At 55.7% G+C, this 16,949-nt stretch carries 15 protein-coding genes; 8 read left to right on the top strand and 7 right to left on the bottom strand.

The features are described 5' to 3' along the window. Nucleotides 1-224 precede the first annotated feature (224 nt). The 6 genes from ACOSDM_RS01260 to ACOSDM_RS01235 all read left to right on the top strand — a co-directional run bounded on the left by ACOSDM_RS01260 (nt 225) and on the right by ACOSDM_RS01235 (nt 7,722). Nucleotides 225-983, top strand: coding sequence for a class II aldolase and adducin N-terminal domain-containing protein (locus ACOSDM_RS01260; RefSeq protein WP_420722653.1), 759 nt, complete (start codon nt 225-227; stop codon nt 981-983). Between the two features lie 40 nt (nt 984-1,023). Continuing rightward, on the top strand, nt 1,024-2,262 hold the full coding sequence (locus ACOSDM_RS01255; protein ID WP_420722652.1) for an NAD(P)/FAD-dependent oxidoreductase: 1,239 nt from the start codon (nt 1,024-1,026) through the stop codon (nt 2,260-2,262). A gap of 112 nt (nt 2,263-2,374) precedes the next feature. Next, nucleotides 2,375-3,535 carry an ATP phosphoribosyltransferase regulatory subunit gene (locus tag ACOSDM_RS01250; RefSeq protein ID WP_420722651.1) on the top strand — a complete coding sequence of 387 codons (1,161 nt, stop codon included), beginning with the start codon at nt 2,375-2,377 and terminating at the stop codon, nt 3,533-3,535. 32 nt (nt 3,536-3,567) lie between these two features. Beyond that, nucleotides 3,568-4,860 carry an adenylosuccinate synthase gene (locus ACOSDM_RS01245; RefSeq protein ID WP_420722650.1) on the top strand — a complete coding sequence of 431 codons (1,293 nt, stop codon included), beginning with the start codon at nt 3,568-3,570 and terminating at the stop codon, nt 4,858-4,860. 134 nt (nt 4,861-4,994) lie between these two features. Then, nucleotides 4,995-7,022 carry a hypothetical protein gene (locus tag ACOSDM_RS01240; protein ID WP_420722649.1) on the top strand — a complete coding sequence of 676 codons (2,028 nt, stop codon included), beginning with the start codon at nt 4,995-4,997 and terminating at the stop codon, nt 7,020-7,022. Between the two features lie 55 nt (nt 7,023-7,077). Continuing rightward, nucleotides 7,078-7,722 (top strand): hypothetical protein, encoded by a 645-nt coding sequence (locus tag ACOSDM_RS01235; protein WP_420722648.1) that lies wholly within the window; start codon nt 7,078-7,080, stop codon nt 7,720-7,722. 88 nt (nt 7,723-7,810) lie between these two features. On the opposite strand, the gene rpoH is transcribed toward ACOSDM_RS01235, so the two are convergent. After that, nucleotides 7,811-8,698, bottom strand: a complete 888-nt coding sequence (rpoH, locus tag ACOSDM_RS01230; RefSeq protein ID WP_420722647.1) for an RNA polymerase sigma factor RpoH — start codon at nt 8,696-8,698, stop codon at nt 7,811-7,813. 236 nt (nt 8,699-8,934) lie between these two features. Continuing rightward, a complete protein-coding gene (locus ACOSDM_RS01225; protein WP_420722646.1) occupies nt 8,935-9,999 on the bottom strand; it encodes an RluA family pseudouridine synthase in 1,065 nt (354 codons plus the stop codon). Between the two features lie 48 nt (nt 10,000-10,047). On the opposite strand from ACOSDM_RS01225, the gene ACOSDM_RS01220 reads away from it, so the two are divergent. Further along, on the top strand, nt 10,048-10,401 hold the full coding sequence (locus ACOSDM_RS01220; protein WP_420722645.1) for a hypothetical protein: 354 nt from the start codon (nt 10,048-10,050) through the stop codon (nt 10,399-10,401). Between the two features lie 15 nt (nt 10,402-10,416). On the opposite strand, the gene ACOSDM_RS01215 is transcribed toward ACOSDM_RS01220, so the two are convergent. From ACOSDM_RS01215 to moaA, 4 genes are all read right to left on the bottom strand, one after another. Further along, nucleotides 10,417-11,331 (bottom strand): pirin family protein, encoded by a 915-nt coding sequence (locus tag ACOSDM_RS01215; RefSeq protein WP_420722644.1) that lies wholly within the window; start codon nt 11,329-11,331, stop codon nt 10,417-10,419. A gap of 96 nt (nt 11,332-11,427) precedes the next feature. Next, nucleotides 11,428-13,455 carry a 4Fe-4S dicluster domain-containing protein gene (locus ACOSDM_RS01210; protein WP_420722643.1) on the bottom strand — a complete coding sequence of 676 codons (2,028 nt, stop codon included), beginning with the start codon at nt 13,453-13,455 and terminating at the stop codon, nt 11,428-11,430. A 30-nt stretch (nt 13,456-13,485) separates the two neighbouring features. Beyond that, nucleotides 13,486-13,746 (bottom strand): hypothetical protein, encoded by a 261-nt coding sequence (locus ACOSDM_RS01205; protein ID WP_420722642.1) that lies wholly within the window; start codon nt 13,744-13,746, stop codon nt 13,486-13,488. 7 nt (nt 13,747-13,753) lie between these two features. Then, the gene (gene moaA, locus ACOSDM_RS01200; protein WP_420722641.1) at nt 13,754-14,755 is read right to left on the bottom strand and encodes a GTP 3',8-cyclase MoaA; all 1,002 of its coding nucleotides are present in this window, start codon (nt 14,753-14,755) and stop codon (nt 13,754-13,756) included. 275 nt (nt 14,756-15,030) lie between these two features. Between moaA and ACOSDM_RS01195 the strand changes: the two genes are divergently transcribed. Beyond that, a complete protein-coding gene (locus ACOSDM_RS01195; protein WP_420722640.1) occupies nt 15,031-15,969 on the top strand; it encodes a hypothetical protein in 939 nt (312 codons plus the stop codon). Here ACOSDM_RS01195 and doeB read toward each other — a convergent pair. Next, nucleotides 15,950-16,939 (bottom strand): N(2)-acetyl-L-2,4-diaminobutanoate deacetylase DoeB, encoded by a 990-nt coding sequence (doeB, locus tag ACOSDM_RS01190; RefSeq protein ID WP_420722639.1) that lies wholly within the window; start codon nt 16,937-16,939, stop codon nt 15,950-15,952. The genes ACOSDM_RS01195 and doeB overlap by 20 nt on opposite strands. Nucleotides 16,940-16,949 lie beyond the last annotated feature (10 nt).

The raw sequence follows: 16,949 nt of genomic DNA, 5'->3' as shown, positions 1-16,949 counted from the left end.
CCTATCCCCAGACTATAATGTTATATAGTTACACCAACAAGGTGGATTCTCACTAACCGGATGCGACATTTTCTTCAGGGGCAGGGCTGGCACTTCGGAAACTGAACAGCATGCCCATTCGTCAGGACCTTGCAGTATTGAATTTGATTGCGCAAAATGGGATGAACGATCACTCTTTTCGATGATATCTGAAATTCCGACCCTCAATGAGGAGGTTAAATTCCATGTCTGTCAGTGCATTCTCCGCCGCTAAAACCCAATCTCTGGCCTATCAGTCGGAACGGGAAGATTTGGCCTGCGCGTTTCGCTGGACCGCGCGGTTAAACATGCATGAGGCAGTGGCCAATCACTTCAGCCTGGTCGTGTCGGATGATGGCACGGACTTCCTGATCAATCCCTATGGCCGTCATTTCTCAAAAATGCGCGCCAGCGATCTGCTGCTGCTGAATACTGAGGTTGCACCGGAAAGCATGGGCGACGCTGTCGACCCGACCGCCTATTGCATCCATGGTGCCATGCACCGGAACAATCCCCAGGCGCGCTGTATCCTGCATGTCCATTCGAAATATTCGACCGCATTGTCGACCCTGAAAGATACCTCCATTCCGCCCATCGACCAGACCACGATGCGTTTCTATAACCGTGTTGCCGTCGACAACCACTATGACGGCATGGGCCTTGGGGATGAGGCAGAGCGTCTGTCCACTGTGCTAGGCGACAAGCGGGTCCTGCTGATGGGCCAACACGGCGTCATGACGGTTGGCAACACCGTTGCCGAAGCCTTTGATGAGCTGTTCTTCTTTGAACGCGCCTGTGAAACGCTGTTTCTGGCGCTGTCCAGCGGGCGAGAGCTTAACGTCGCCAGCCATGAAGTGGCAGAGAAAACCGCTGGTCAATGGGCCGCTTATCCAGGTGCCGCAGAAAAGCATTTCAATGCCCTGCGCGATATCCTGGACGAGGAAGAGCCCGTTTATCGCGATTGATCACTGGTCAAGCTTCGTTACCGTAGAAAAGTGAGAGTCTATGTCAGTTCAGTCTGTTGTTATCGTCGGTGCCGGGCAAAGTGGCGGCCGCGCCGCTGCCTTGTTACGTCAGGAAGGGTTTCAGGGGGACATCACCCTGATCGGTGCGGAAGCGCATCCCCCCTATGAACGCCCGCCACTGTCAAAGGCGGTTCTGAAGGGGGATAAGACGGCCGATCATTGCTTTTTGTACGAAGCTGACTTTTACCAACAACAGAACATCACCCTGATCACCGGTAAGACCGTTGAAGCAATCGATGCGGATGCCCATACGGTCACCCTGGACGATGGAACATCCCACAGCTTCGACGCGCTGATTTTCGCAACAGGTGGCGTGGTCAAACGCCTGCCCTTACCAGGCGCAGACCTGGCGGGCATTCATGTTGTCCGAACCCTGGATGACAGTGCTGAACTGGGCAAAGCCCTGACACCCGGCGCAAGAATCGTCGTTATTGGCGGTGGCTTTATTGGTCTGGAAACTGCTGCGACAGCGCGCCAGAAGGAATGCGATGTGACAGTTCTGGAAGGCGCGCCGCGCATTCTTGGCCGTTCCATTCCAGAAGTTGTCGCTGCGGCTGTTTCCCGCCTGCACGAAGAAAATGGCATCAAAATCGTCCTGAACGCGCGCATTCAGGCGTTTGAAGGCAGCGATCATGTCACCGGCATCCGATTCGAAGATGGCAGCGTTATGCCTGCGGATGCGGTCGTGATTGGCATTGGAATCGCCCCAGGCACAGACCTTGCCAAATCTGCCGGGGTTGAATGCGGTGATGGTATTATGGTGGATGAATTCGGCGCCACCAATATCCCCGGCATCTATGCGACTGGAGACTGTGCCTGTGGGAACAACCCGCGCTATGGCGCAGCAATCCGGTTGGAAAGCTGGCAGAATGCCGATATGCAGGCCCGCACGGTCGCCCGATCCATCTGTGGCAAGCCCGAAGCCTATGCACCTGTACCCTGGCTGTGGTCTGACCAGTTCGATTGGACCTTGCAAACCGCCGGGCTGCCCCATCGCGCTGAAAAGATTGTCACACGGGGACAGTATGAAGATGGGGCGCAGATCTTCTTCTGCCTGGAAGGCGATACGCTGATTGGGGTCGCAGGCTTTGGCAAAGGGTCTGCCATCGCAAAAGATGTTCGCATGGCCCAGATGATGATGGAACGGGGCGTTAATCCCGACCCCGACGCCCTGGCCGATGAAAGCATCCCGCTGCGCAAAATTATGAAAGACGGCTAAGGTTAAGCCACGCCACAGGTTTGGAAATCCGCGGGTTCCGCTTGCCCAAGGGGGACAAACCCGCTACCACAGTGCCGGTTTCTAAAAATTCCCAATGGTACATGTTTGAACAATGACTGACGGCCCTTCCAAGACGCTGCTTCCCGATGGCCTGCGCGATGTTCTGCCCCCAGAGGCAACACGCGAGGCGACGGTTATGCGCGGTCTGATTGATCGCTTTCGGGCATCCGCCTATCGTCGGGTCGACCCGCCCTTGGTGGAATTTGAAGACAGCCTGCTGGATGGCGCTGGAACGGCCACGGCCCCCCATACATTCCGCCTGATGGACCCGGTATCCCAGCGCATGATGGGGGTGCGCGCCGATATGACGGTTCAAGTCGCACGCATCGCCACATCCCGCCTGATCAAGGCCCCCCGCCCCCTGCGCCTGTGTTATGCCGGGCCAGTGCTGCGCGTGCGCGGATCGCAATTGCGTCCGGAACGCCAGGTGACCCAGGCGGGTTGTGAAATATATGGGGCGGATCAGGCAGAGGCGGATGCCGAAATTATCGCCGTTGCCGCTGATGCCCTGCATGCAGTCGGTGCCAAAGATTTGTCCGTGGACCTGAGCCTGCCAACAATCGTGCCTGCGGTATTTGACGATCTGGGTCTGGATGCCAAAACCCGAAAGGACGCCCGGTTGGCGCTGGACCGCAAGGATGCCCATGATGTGGCCGCCCTGGGGGGAGAGGCCGCAACGCGGCTGGGGGCGCTGTTGGATGCATCCGGCCTGGCCCGGCGCGCTCTGGAGAAATTGAATTCAATCCCGCTGCCTCCCGCTGCTGAGGCGGAACGCGCCCGCCTGGCACGGGTTATGGACCTGTTGGAAGATGCAGTGCCGGAGCTGGCCCTAACAGTCGATCCCGTTGAACATCGCGGTTTTGAGTATCAGACAGGGTTGAGCTTCACCTTATTTGCCAAGGGCGTGCGGGGCGAATTAGGGCGTGGCGGTCGCTATAGCGCCGGGTCTGATGGCACAACGACCGAACCGGCCACGGGGTTTTCCCTGTATCTTGATTCCGTACTGCGCGCGGTCCCTGCTGCGGCAAGACCGGTTACTGTCTATCTGCCCGCAAACACGGAACCCAAACAGGCGGCCGCCTTGCGACAGGCAGGCTGGTGCACATTGTCGGGGCTGATCACTGTGTCAGACATAAAGGCAGAAGCCCGACGACTGGATTGCACGCATTATTTTGATCCGGCACAGGGTGATGCTCCCTGTCCGCTCGACTAAACAACACCCGATCAGGCGCAAGGACAAACGCGATGACGAATGTAGTGGTTATCGGCTCTCAATGGGGCGACGAAGGCAAAGGCAAGATTGTTGATTGGCTGTCAGAACGCGCCGATGTGGTGGTGCGGTTTCAGGGTGGTCACAATGCCGGTCACACCCTGGTCATTGATGGCAAAGTCTACAAGTTAAGCCTGCTGCCGTCTGGCGTTGTGCGCAAAGGCAAGCTGTCAATCATCGGCAATGGCGTCGTGGTTGATCCCTGGGCCTTAATGGAAGAAATTGAGCGTATTCGCGCCCAAGGCGTTTCGGTCAGCCCCACAACACTATTGGTCGCGGAAAACGCCGCCCTGATCCTGCCGGTGCATCGTGAGTTGGACAAGGCGCGGGAACTGGCGCGCGGCGAGGGTAAAATCGGCACGACCGGGCGCGGTATCGGCCCGGCCTATGAAGATAAGGTTGCCCGCCGGGCCATTCGCGTTTGTGACCTGGCAGATCCCGCCACCCTGCCGGATCGGGTGGACGTGCTGTTATCGCACCACAACGCCTTGCTGAAAGGCATGGGCGTCGCCCCCGTCGATCCCGCACAAGTGATTGCGGAACTGGAAGAAATTGCGCCCAAACTGCTGCCTTATGCGGGCGTGGTCTGGAAGAAGCTGGACGATATGCGCCGGAAAGGTCATCGCATCCTGTTCGAAGGCGCACAGGGCGTTATGCTGGATGTCGATCACGGCACTTACCCCTTTGTGACCTCCTCCAATACAGGTTCGGGCCAGGCCGCGACCGGCTCTGGCATGGGTCCGGGCGGATTGGGCTATATTCTGGGAATCACCAAGGCCTATACGACCCGCGTCGGGTCCGGCCCCTTCCCAACAGAACTAACCGATGCGATTGGCGAACGCCTGGGCGAACGCGGCCGGGAATTTGGCGTGGTGACCGGGCGCAAGCGCCGCTGTGGCTGGTTCGATGCCGTTCTGGTCCGCCAGGCGATGAAGGTAGGCGGCGTGAATGGCATCGCCCTGACAAAGCTGGATGTGCTGGATGGTCTGGAGTCCTTGAACGTCTGTACCGGCTATCGCATCGATGGGCGTGAATACGACCACCTGCCCGCCTCCACAGCCCTTCAGGCGCGCGCTGAACCAATCTATGAGACGCTGGAAGGCTGGGAAGAAAGCACCTATGGTGCGCGCAGCTGGGCTGATTTGCCCGCCACTGCGATTAAATACATCCGACGCATCGAAGAACTGATCGAAACCCCGGTCGCCCTTCTGTCCACCAGCCCGGAGCGGGATGACACAATCCGCGTGCGGGATCCCTTCGAAGGCTAGTCGGACCAACCGCGATAGGCTGTTTCAGACCATCGCAGGCAAAGGGAACCTTTGATTCGACACGAATCGTGATAGCTGCTGTTATAGTGTCTGATCGACACGCGGGCAGGCTTTTCGATGGGGATTAATATACGATGGCGCTGAAGGTAAGCGGTGGCGGTGCGTCTGAACCTGCCATGACAACCGGGCGCATCATCGACGTCAGAGAGCGCTATGACGTCGATTCTTCAAAACCTCTGCCTGCCCTCGACTCCCAGCCTGCCGTTGCCTATCACTGCCTTCATAAACGGGATTCCAAGCGCGCCCTTTATGCCCTGATCTGTGACCCCAAGCTGCCACCCCGCCTTGAAGCAGTCGGCATGATGCGGCGCATCGATCATCGCAGTCTTGTTCGATGCCTAGATTGGGATGTGATCGATTGGCCGCCAGAGGGTAGACGGTGCCCTGTCGTCATCCTGGAACGCCCCGGCGGGGAGCGTGTTTTCACGAATTTGGAAACACCCCGCGCGCCTATGCAGGAAGAGCTTGTTACTCGAAATTTTATCGATCCTGCTACCCAGATCCTACGAGAAATGCATGGATTTGGCATGTATCATCGGATGCTGCGCCCGGACAATCTGTTTTTCCAAGGCCCTGAAAAGCAGGAAATGATGATCGGGGAGTGTTTCTCTTCACTGCCCGGCATTACCAATCCGACCCCCTACGAAACGCTGGAATGCTCGTTAGCGACAGCGGCGGGGCGAGGGGAAGGCAGTTCTGAAAACGACCTGTATGCCCTGGGTGTCACGATCCTGGCCCTGCTGACCGGACATAGCCCGCTGGTGGGATTTCCGGATGAGGAGATTTTGCGTCTGAAATTGACCATGGGGTCCTATGGGGCGCTGGTTCAGAACCACCGTGTCTCTTTAACCATGATGGAACCTTTGCGCGGGCTTCTGAATGACGATCCTGCGGAACGATGGACTTTAGACGAGCTTGGCCTGTGGTTGAATGGTCGGCGTTTGTCCCCGAAGCAACAGACCATGCCGTCAAAAGGATCACGTGGCCTGACGATCGCTGGAAAAGATTATTCGACGGCCCGTGAAGTAGCCAATGCCATGCACAAAAACTGGGATCAGGCCGCCATTCTGATCAACAGCGGTGCACTGGACACATGGCTGCGGCGATCCCTGGGGGAAGAGGATAGAATTGAAGCGGTCAATCTGGCGAAAAGCGGCGGAAATGAAAATCAGGACCGACTGATCGCCCGCATTCTGATTGCCCTGGATCCTGAAGGCCCGATCCGCCTGAAAGAACTTTCGGCAACGGTTGATGGTATCGGCACCTTCATCGCCTCTTTCTCCGAAGAATCGTCCGCGCGACAATTATTTAGCTCTGTGTTGTCGATGGGGCTTGTTTCTTTCTGGATGGAACAGCAAAAAAAATTGCAACCGAACCATCTACGCAACACCAACCGTCTGGACAAAATCCGCGCAGTATTGAACCAGACAACATTGGGGTTTGGCATTGAACGGGTTATTTATGAGCTTAACTCGTCAATGCCCTGCCAATCCACCTTGTTCGAGCGGGATTACATACCCTCGGTGGACCATCTGCTGCCCGCTTTTGAAAGATTGTGCATGGGGGAGACCCCGCCAAAGCGCCTGATTGATCGCCATATCGCCGCCTTCCTGGGAACCGGTTTCAAACGCGCCATTGGGGGCGAGTTGCGCGATATTGATCGCGGGGCCGATGAAGAAGAAGGTCGCTTGGCGCAAGTCAAGATCCTTGCAAGTCTGCAGGATACAATGCATCGGAATATCAAGTTTCCATATTTATGCGAGACTTCCGCGAAGATGCTAGAACCCGCAATCAACCGCTTCTTCAGTCGGGATCGGCGCAAAAAAGTGCGCGGGAAGCTGCGCAAAGCGGCGAAATCCGGGCGGATGCAGGAGCTTCTGGACGTCATTGACGATACCAAAGAAGTATCCGAGGACAAAACCGAGTTCGATCATGCGACCATGCAATACACCCGAACAACACATGATCTTATTGCGTTAATGCGCGACATTCATAACAAGGAATTACTGGCGGAAGAATATGGTGGTCAATTGGCCTCAGCGATATCCCTGTTATGCTGTGTTGCTGCAATTACTCTGACAGGGTTTTGGGCATTCTTATGAGGAGTCCGTGCGTCAACGAATCTCGATTGCAGTTTAGGGAGACCAGCAGGTAGCAATGGCACAGGCACCCAAGAAAAAAAATGCGGGCGCTCAAGACGACCCGGCAAAGGGCGCTGCTTCGGGAAAGCCAAAGCGGTCTGCAGGATTCTTCACGTTTGTGATGATCGGGTCGATCCTGATGACCGTCCTGTTCAAGGAAACTGTTCTGTTGCTGACCATTGGGATGATCCCAACTGGCGTCGCCTATCTGATTGATACTCATCCCAGACGCCATGCCACAAAAACGGTGGCCTGGGCCAATCTGGCTGGGGCATTGATCGTTGCCTTGGAATTATGGAAGGGCGAAATCAGTCTCTCGTCTGCGATTGATCTGCTTCAAAATCCGATGAACTGGTTAATCATGCTGGGGTCAGCAACAATCGGATGGATCATTCATTGGATCGTCCCGCTGATGGTCCTGCGTTATCTCAGCATGTCGATGGAGATGCGCCGTCGCACCATGCGCGAGAAACAGAAGGAAATGGAAAAAGAATGGGGTACCCAGGTGCGCGGCAAGGCCCCCTTGGAAGAGCTTGCGGAATTAGAGGCGGGGCCGATCATAGACGATGAGACCACTGAAACCGACGAGGAAGAAGCCATGGAGCGCGCACGTGAAGAGGCGATGGATGACGAGACCTACGCGGAATTCAAAAAACAATGAACCAAAATGAAACCGCCGTCGATCATTCAATCAACGGCGGTTCCTGAATTAAACCTGACATGCGCATCATTCTCAAAACACGACGGGATCACACCGTCTGGATGTTTTGATCTATGGCTTTGTTCCGCATTGAACGCTGTAACTTTTCAAAGGCCCGCACCTCAATCTGTCGCACCCGTTCGCGGCTGATGCCATATTCCTGGCTCAGGTCTTCCAGTGTTTTCGGCTCATCGCTTAGACGGCGTTCCGACAGGATATGGCGTTCCCGATCATTCAGGCCACTCATTGCCTCTTTCAACATGCCACGACGTTGGGTCAGTTCTTCACTTTCGCCCAGAACCGTTTCCTGGCTGTCCGTGTCATCTTCCAGCCAGTCCTGCCATTCGCCTTCACTGTCAGCCCGCAATGGCGCGTTCAGCGAGTTATCACCGCCGGCCAGACGTCGGTTCATGGACACGACATCCTGTTCCGGCACGTCGAGTTCCTGCGCGATTTTGGCAACTGTGTCGGGATGCAAATCCCCTTCATCAAAGGCCTGCAAGCGACCTTTGATCTTGCGCAGGTTGAAGAACAGTTTCTTCTGGGCCGCCGTCGTCCCCATTTTCACCAGAGACCAGGAATGCAGGATATATTCCTGGATCGCGGCGCGAATCCACCACATCGCGTAGGTCGCAAGTCGGAAACCACGTTCAGGATCAAACCGTTTTACGGCCTGCATCATACCGACATTGCCTTCTGAGATCAGCTCTGCAACAGGCAGACCATAGCCGCGATACCCCATCGCAATTTTAGCAACCAGACGCAAATGACTGGTCACCAATTGATGCGCTGCATCACGGTCCCCATGCTCCCGCCAGCTTTTGGCCAGCATGTATTCCTGTTCCTGTTCAAGCATTGGGAACTTGCGGATTTCATCCAGATAACGCTGAAGATTACCCTCCGGCGTTAAAACGGGAATATTCGCTGTATTGCTCATGTCTATAATCTCCCCAATGTACGGGCCCACAGGCCAATCTACCGCAGTTTACAGATAGGAATGCGCGCCCCTTTATTCAAGATGGGACGGCACGGATGTTTAATCATTCTCCATCACCTGTTCGTGAATGGCACGGATCATTTACTGTGAACATCCCCTATAATTTGCATTTTGGTCCGTTATTAAGGCGAAACTATGTCCCTGTGGCGACGATCCCATGACACCAAGGGCCCCCCTTAGGAAATGCCCAACACGCCCTGCAATTCGGTGAAATCCTTAGGCGGGGCGGCTTCAAATAACAAATCTTGCCCCGTGATCGGATGCGCAAACCCCAGCGATTGCGCATGCAGGGCCTGGCGGGGGAAGGCATCAATCGCTTCCCGCCGTTCGCGCGTCAACGCCGCCCGCCGGGTACGGGTAGTTTTATTATACAGTCGATCCCCGATCAAGGGATGACCCATTGCGGTCATATGAACGCGGATCTGGTGGGTTCTGCCGGTTTCCAGGGTACATTCCACCAGACAGACCGATAAGTCAGCCTGCCCCAGGACACGATAATGCGTGATTGCTGTTTTGCCGGAATGCGGGCCAACAGACGCGAAACGCACCCGGTCGGTTGGATGACGACCAATATTCTGATCAATTGTGCCGCGCAATGTATCCGGCACGCCAATCACCAGCGCCCGATAACGCCGATCAATATCATGGGCCGCAAACAAGGCCGCCAGACCGGCATGGGTCTTGTCAGACTTAGCCGCCACCAACAGACCTGACGTATCCTTATCAATGCGGTGCACAATACCTGGCCGCAGCACACCCCCAATGCCCTGCAGGCTTTCGCCGCAGTGATGCAACAGGGCATTTACCAGGGTTCCATCCCGATTGCCGGGGGCCGGATGGACCACCATGCCAGCCGGCTTATTGACAACAATCAGATGCTGATCTTCGAACACGACATCCAGAGGAATATTCTGAGCTTCCGGTACGGCCGCTTCAGGCGGTGGAACAGCAACACTGTAACGTTCTCCCATCTTCACACGACCAGAAGCATCGGTGACAACGCGGCCACTGCCCATGCGCACACAATCCGCGCGCAACAAGGCCTGAACGCGGCTGCGCGACAGGTCTGGCAATGAATCAGCAAGATAGCGATCCAACCGGGCACCGGCTTCCTGTTCTGAAACCACCAGATCGACCAAACTGCCGCCACTATCCGATACCGAACCGCTGAAGATCGCATTATCTTCATCCAAATCGCCATCAACCTCTGGCACTTCACCTTCTGTCTTGCTATCGATCACGGATACTGCCCTTTGGCCACGCCCTATCAGATTTAAGGATTATCACTTATGCCTGCCGATCCAACCACACCGCCTGACGAAAAGGCGGAAAGCGTCATCCGCAACAATCGCGGCATTGTCATCGTTGTTGCGACCCTTGGCGCATTAATCATTCTGGCGGTCGGTGCCATGATATACGGTATTATGACAAAGTCGGGCAAGCATAGTGATGCCCCGGCCATTGAACAGGCTGATGCCGCGCCATCAAATCCCCAGGCTGCGCCGATAACGGGGCTTGGAACAATCCTGGAAGTCAACAGCCAACCCGGTCGCCTGTATCTGCATGTTCGTACCAAATCTGGCGCAGAAATTCTGCGGATCTATGACGAAAACGGGATCCTGATATCAGAACTGGAACCGTAAGGATCAGGAGCGCATTCAGCCGGGCAGTGGAATGAAATCAACCTCTCCGGTGACGGGGGCAAACCGTCCCTCCTGCCAATCTGTTTTGGCTTGATCGATCCGATCCTTGCGGCTGGACACGAAATTCCAGAACATGTGACGCGGGCCGTCCAAAGGCGCGCCGCCACACAGCATCAGCCGGGTGTCCTGCTGAGCGGTCACACTGACCGACACACCAGTATGCAGAACAACCATACGGTCACTGTCAAACACCGTACCGGCAATATCAATCGATCCTGACAGAATATAAACAGCGCGCTCTTCTGTTGCGGTCGGCAGGTCGACCGTTGCGCCAGCATCCATACTGATATCAGCATACAGCGTTTCCGATGGCGTCTCCACCGGTGAACTGTGGCCCCAGGCATCCCCGACAATCAATCCAATACGATATCCGGGCCCATCGATCCAGGGAATATCCGTGGCGGCATAGTGCTGAAAGGATGGATCGATTTCTTCCTGATCTTTTGGCAGCGCGATCCAGGTTTGAATGCCATAGATTTTACTGCCCGCATGACGGCTTGCGTCGGGCGTGCGCTCAGAATGCACAATGCCCGATCCCGCTGTCATCCAATTGACCTCCCCCGGCCGAATGGGCTGAACATAGCCCAGACTGTCCCGGTGCAGGATTTCCCCTTCGATCAGCCAGGTGATGGTCGACAGGCCGATATGGGGGTGGGGGCGGACATCCAGATAGGTATCATTCTCAAAGACAGCAGGACCCATCTGATCAAAAAAGACAAATGGCCCAACCGAGCGGCGCTCCGCTGCGGGTAACACCCGGCGAACGCTGAAGGCCCCAATATCCTTAGCCTTTGGCACCAAAACGCAATCAACCGGGGCACAATCTGGAACAGCAACCTGGACACATTTAGCAGCATCAAGACGACTCACGGTCCCTTGTCCTTTCAAACATGCATTCATGAAAGCAGTGTAATTGCCGGGGATTCTATTGCGTCTCTGTAGGATTTGCCAGTGATACCGATTTGATTAGTCCAGATCACCCGTTTCTCCCCGATCGCGCGCGGCCAGATAGTCTTCGGTCGTGCGAACTTTCGGGCGCTGACCAGACGCCATTTGCGGGGAATCGTTAAAGACGGATTGAACACGGCAATCCTCGCACATTTTCAGGCGATCCGCACCGGCCCCTTCAAACATCCAATGTTTGCCGCTTAATGTCTCAATCATTTTCTCTATGGTTGATTTAGACGCGAACGCCTTGCCACAGGAGATGCATTCAAAGGGTTCCTCTTCCTTGATCACCACACGGTCGTTTGCTTTTTCTCCAAAGCGATACCGGGACTCCAGCGTGATCACCTTTTCAGGACAGGTATTCTTGCACAGGCCACATTGAATGCAGGCGCTTTCCTGAAAGGACAGTTGCGGCTTGTCTGGATTATCCGCCAGCGCATTGGTCGGACAGGCCCCAACACAGGCCAGACACAATGTGCAGCCATCTACATCAACATTGATGGTGCCAAAGGCGCTGCCGGGAGGCAGGCTGATCATATCCGTCGGGCCGGGTGCATCCTTGCGCAGATGTTCCGCAGCCAGACGCATATTCGTGCGCTTTTCCGGTTGAGGCAGGAAGGCAGACGGGGTTTTAAGCCCTTTCTTCACCTTCGGCGCATCATACAGCGCCGCTTCCAGAGCATCCGGGTCATCTTCCACCAGCACCGTCACCAGTCCGGATTGATAGTCCAGGCCAGACAGGATCGATTCTGCCAACCCAGCCTGTTGCGCCAGCCCGTCCAATTCGTCCCGACGCTTCTGTGGGACCAGAATGACCACACGATCCGCGCCAAAGGCAAAGGTGGATAACAGGAATTCAGCGCCAATCTGGGTCGGCTCATGCACCGCTAGCGGAACAGCGCGCGACGGCAGGCCACGTCCAAAACGGGCGCTGGCCTCCATCATGCCAAACCCATGCTCTGCGGCATGTACCACCAGAACTGCCCGCGTGCCACCTGCCTTCAGATAGGTGGATAACAATGTCTTGGCGCGTGTCAATAAATGCTGGTCACTGGGATAGGCATAGGATGCAGCCTGGGTCGGACAGACGCTGTTGCAACTGCCACAGCCACCGCACAGATAGGGATCAATTGAAACCGCATCACCATCTGGTGAAATAGCAGCAGCCGGACAAACATCCAGACATCGGGTACAGCCCGTAATCTGACTGCGGGAATGGGCACAAAGGTCACTGCGAAAATTGACATAGCGGGGCTTTTCAAATTCCCCGACCAGATCCGATGCGGCAAAGATCGCCTTCTGTACCGCAACCGGGTCTTTGGGGTCGGCGCGCAAATAGCCATCCCGCCGTTCATGGGCGGTAAACAGGGGCGCACGACCAGACAAATCCAGAATGACATCGCATTTCGCCGCAGCGCCATTGCTGTGCAGACCAAACGACATCTTATCCCGGGATGCCGGATTAAGCGGCGCATAGCTGTTCACATTGATTTCAAAGTCACCCAGATGCCCTGCCGCACTGGCAATCCGTCCGGTTGCGGTCATCAGGTCCATCATGCCCAGCGGCATCAGGTCCCCGACATCCGTCAGCAGCAGCGATACCGTCATGCGCCCATTCAACTGGCGCGCCGCATCCAAGGCGACCTGACCCGCGCCATATACCAGACAGATGCCCCCAGACTCCATGCTGACGGTCGATACATCCGGTGCTTTCAAAGCGGCTTCGGCCAGCAGGGCAGCAATCTTGGGGGTTGCGGATTTGGCTTCTCTGGACCACCCGGCAAATTCCCGGATATTGGCCAATTGAAGGTCCGGGGCCAGGCCCTGTTCGTCCAGGGCTTCGGTAAAGGCCGCCCCTTCCTGGGTACAGGCAACAATGACATCCCCGTTCCGACCGGCCTCTACAACCCGCCCGATCTGGTCCCGACATAACAGGTGATGGACGGTACAGCTTTCCGCACCACAGGCCTTCGCGATGGCTGCGCCATCCAATGGCATCGTCTTGGCGCAATCACAAACCAGAACCGTTTTGTCACCCAATTTCATTCGATATGTCGCTTTTCTATCGTTGTTGATTTATCCCAGCGCTTTGAATGCCGACCAATTGACGAATCCATGAACACCTGCCTGCATCCCCGGGGCCTTACGATGCTTTTTGCCCGGATGCAATTGAACAGCCTGATACTGGCTGGCATTCGGATGATCGAAGGCATGCTGTATCGCCATCTGCTCGCTGATTGCACAAACGATCATCACAACAGTTGGGTCGGCCTTTGGGTCTGGATAGCAATCCAGGGCATAAACCCTTATTTCACCGGGCAATGGCGGGATGGTCATCGATCCCTTACCCCCCGGTCACGCTCATATGCCGCGACACGCTTTTCGCACCACGGCGGCGGTCGATGATAAAATCGTGACCCTTTGGTTTACGGGTTATCGCCTCCCGGATCGCATCCTCAACCAGATGATTGGCTTCAGACGCCCGCAAAGGGGTCCGCAGGTCGGCTGCATCCTCTTGACCCAGGCACATATACAGGGTGCCCGTACAGCTCAATCGAACCCGATTACAGCTTTCACAGAAATTATGGGTCAGGGGCGTAATGAAACCGATCCGCCCACCGGTTTCCTTGACCGTCACATAACGCGCGGGTCCGCCCGTCGCATAATCGCTGTCTTCCAGGGTCCAGCGCTTGGCCAGATCAGCGCGCACCATGCTTAATGGCCAGTACTGATCAATCCGGTTTTCATTGCCGATGTCGCCCATCGGCATGACCTCAATAAAAGTCAGGTCGAAGCCTTCCCCACCGCACCAGGCGACAAGATCATGAATCTCAACATCATTGACGCCTTTCAGCGCGACGGCATTGATCTTGACCTTAAGACCTGCACGCTTTGCGGCCTGAAGGCCTGCCATCACCTGATCAAACTTGCCCCAGCGCGTGATTTCGACAAACTTCTGGGGATCCAGCGTATCAATCGACACATTCACGCGCCGCACGCCGCAGGCATAAAGATCATCGGCATATTTCGCCAATTGACTGCCATTGGTGGTCAGCGTCAATTCCTCCAGCGCACCAGTTTCCAGATGCCGCCCAAGAGACTTGAACAAGGACATGATGTTGCGCCGGACCAGCGGTTCTCCGCCCGTGATCCGTAACTTTCGCACACCCATGCCAACAAAAGCAGAAGACACGCGATCCAGTTCTTCCAGGGTCAGAATCTCCGACTTTGGCAAAAAGGTCATATCTTCCGACATGCAATAGACACAGCGAAAATCGCAACGATCGGTTACAGATATCCGGAGATATTCAATTTCACGCCCGAACGGATCGATCAGATCGGCCATATAAAAGCCACCCTTCCATTCCCTAATATGAGACCATTGTTCTTGTAGGGTCATCTTATTGCTGGCCATCCTAAGGCCTATACGATGTCCCTTCAACTGGTATTACCACTTAAAGATTTGTCCTGTTGCAGACATCGTGGCGTTGCTAAGGACCACTACATATACAGGGATATGGCATCTTAAGACCCAAACGCCAAGGGCCTGTGCCGCATTGATCATGGTGCTTTAGGGAAATTCTGGTAGAACGGGTTCAAGGTCATTCTTTAAGGCTTTTCATGTTGCGCCGCACCCTGACATTCCTTGCCCGAAAGGCGCCATTGCTGTTGGCATTGGGTGTCTGTATCGGGCTGATAGTGCCCGAGTTGGCGCAATTCTGTCGCCCGGCATTGGGCCCAGCGGTCTGGCTGTTGCTGTTTCTGGCCGCCCTTAGGATCGATATTCTGCGTTCCGTCACCCTGCTACGGCGACCAACGGCCCTGATTACGACGCTGGTTTGGCTGCTGGCGGTCTCGCCGGTTCTGGCCTGGGTAATTTTGACGGCGCTGCCACCCGGCGGGGGATTAATGATCGCCCTGATCCTGATGGCAGGCGGCGCGCCGCTGATGTCGACACCGTCTTTGGCCCAATTGATGGGGCTGGATGATACAATTGCGCTGTTGGTGATGATTGCCGCAACGGTCTTGGTGCCCTTCACTCTGCCTTTCATTGCGCTGCACCTGTTGGATTTAGATCTGGGCATCGATCCCCTCACTTGGAGCATGAAGTTGAGTGTTTTCGTCGGCAGCGCGGTTGGCGCAGCATTCATCCTACAGAAAATTCTAGGATCCCCCCGGATCGCCCGCGCGAAAGAGCCTTTGGACCTGGTGATCGTGTTCATATTGGTCCTGTTTGCGATTGCGATCATGGATGGGGTCACCGCGCGCCTGCTTTCTGAAACCGGCTTTGTCCTGCGCGTGATCGGCATTGCCTTCACAGCCTATTTGTTAATGCTGATCGTCAGCAGTGTTATGGGCCGGGTATTTGGCGCGCGAATTGGGGCCAGCATCGGTTTTATCTGTGCCAATCGCAATATCGGTATCGTCCTGGCCGTCTTGCCTGCAGGATCTCATCCCGATATTTTTCTCTATTTCGCAATCTGGCAGATGCCGATGTATATCATGCCGTCCCTGCTGGCCCCGTATTACCAGCGCATCTTCAAACCGGCACCGCAATAACCGCGACGATATCGCCCATCCCGATCATGCCAGGAAAGTGACGCCCGGTAAAAATTCCGGAAATGCCTGCGAAATACAGGGCAGGCGGACGCCCGGTTCGGGTGATTTCATGCACAACGGCGATCAGCTCACCTTCCTCAACAGTTGCGCCCAGATCGACCTTATATTCGATCAGGCCGGGCGTGTCGCAGGACACGTAACAGCGATTGTCTGGCATATCCAGATTGATCGTCGGCCCGATCTCCAACTCACCCGGCAGGATTTCCGCATGTTTCAGGAAATTCTCAATCCCCTTGCGCGCGATACCAACGGTGCGCGCGCTGGAAGACCCGCCACCACCCAATTCGGTAGAGACAAAGACCAGACCCAGATTTTCCGCCGCGGTATCATACATGCCAACAGAATCAATCTCCAACAGCATCAGGGAATAGGGCGCATTAAACGCCTTCATCGCCTCCACACAGCGGGCCTGTTGGGATTGGTCAGACAGAAAGTGAGCCGCCGCAAAGGGGACGAAATCCAACGTCTTGCCGCCGGAATGAATGTCCAGGACATAATCCGCCCGGGCCAGAATCTGGTTCTGGAAAAAGTCCGCGATTTTTTCGGTCACCGTGCCGTCTGCCCGACCGGGAAAAGTCCGATTCAGGTTCCCCCCATCAATCGGGGACGTTCGTGACTTGTTCAGAAAGGCCGGATAGTTAAAGGCCGGAACAATGATGATCCGCCCCGTTACATCCTGGGGATCAATGCGAGAGGCCAGGTCATACAGGGCAATCGCGCCTTCATATTCATCGCCATGATTGGCCCCGGTCAGAACGGCAGTCGGGCCGCTGCCATTCTTAACCACGGTGATGGGGATCATGATCGATCCCCATGCGGATTCGTCGTGGGAATAGGGTAACCTTAGAAACCCGTGCTGCACACCATCCTGATCAAAATCAACGGTTGGCGAAATTGGGTTGCTCGCCATACAGGTCCCC

This window comes from Hwanghaeella sp. LZ110, assembly GCF_048892525.1.
In the GTDB taxonomy this organism is placed as follows: domain Bacteria; phylum Pseudomonadota; class Alphaproteobacteria; order UBA8366; family Aestuariispiraceae; genus Pacificispira.
The sequence above is the reverse complement of the archived record's forward strand: the minus strand, read 5'-3'. Positions and strand labels throughout refer to the sequence as shown.

Coding starts and splice junctions, on each gene's coding strand:
- ACOSDM_RS01210 (WP_420722643.1), bottom strand. CDS start 13,455: ATGAAATTGGGTGACAAAACGGTTCTGGTTTGTGATTGCGCCAAGACG.
- ACOSDM_RS01245 (WP_420722650.1), top strand. CDS start 3,568: ATGACGAATGTAGTGGTTATCGGCTCTCAATGGGGCGACGAAGGCAAA.
- ACOSDM_RS01255 (WP_420722652.1), top strand. CDS start 1,024: ATGTCAGTTCAGTCTGTTGTTATCGTCGGTGCCGGGCAAAGTGGCGGC.
- ACOSDM_RS01260 (WP_420722653.1), top strand. CDS start 225: ATGTCTGTCAGTGCATTCTCCGCCGCTAAAACCCAATCTCTGGCCTAT.
- ACOSDM_RS01235 (WP_420722648.1), top strand. CDS start 7,078: ATGGCACAGGCACCCAAGAAAAAAAATGCGGGCGCTCAAGACGACCCG.
- ACOSDM_RS01205 (WP_420722642.1), bottom strand. CDS start 13,746: ATGACCATCCCGCCATTGCCCGGTGAAATAAGGGTTTATGCCCTGGAT.
- rpoH (WP_420722647.1), bottom strand. CDS start 8,698: ATGAGCAATACAGCGAATATTCCCGTTTTAACGCCGGAGGGTAATCTT.
- ACOSDM_RS01220 (WP_420722645.1), top strand. CDS start 10,048: ATGCCTGCCGATCCAACCACACCGCCTGACGAAAAGGCGGAAAGCGTC.
- moaA (WP_420722641.1), bottom strand. CDS start 14,755: ATGGCCGATCTGATCGATCCGTTCGGGCGTGAAATTGAATATCTCCGG.
- ACOSDM_RS01195 (WP_420722640.1), top strand. CDS start 15,031: ATGTTGCGCCGCACCCTGACATTCCTTGCCCGAAAGGCGCCATTGCTG.
- ACOSDM_RS01250 (WP_420722651.1), top strand. CDS start 2,375: ATGACTGACGGCCCTTCCAAGACGCTGCTTCCCGATGGCCTGCGCGAT.
- ACOSDM_RS01240 (WP_420722649.1), top strand. CDS start 4,995: ATGGCGCTGAAGGTAAGCGGTGGCGGTGCGTCTGAACCTGCCATGACA.
- doeB (WP_420722639.1), bottom strand. CDS start 16,939: ATGGCGAGCAACCCAATTTCGCCAACCGTTGATTTTGATCAGGATGGT.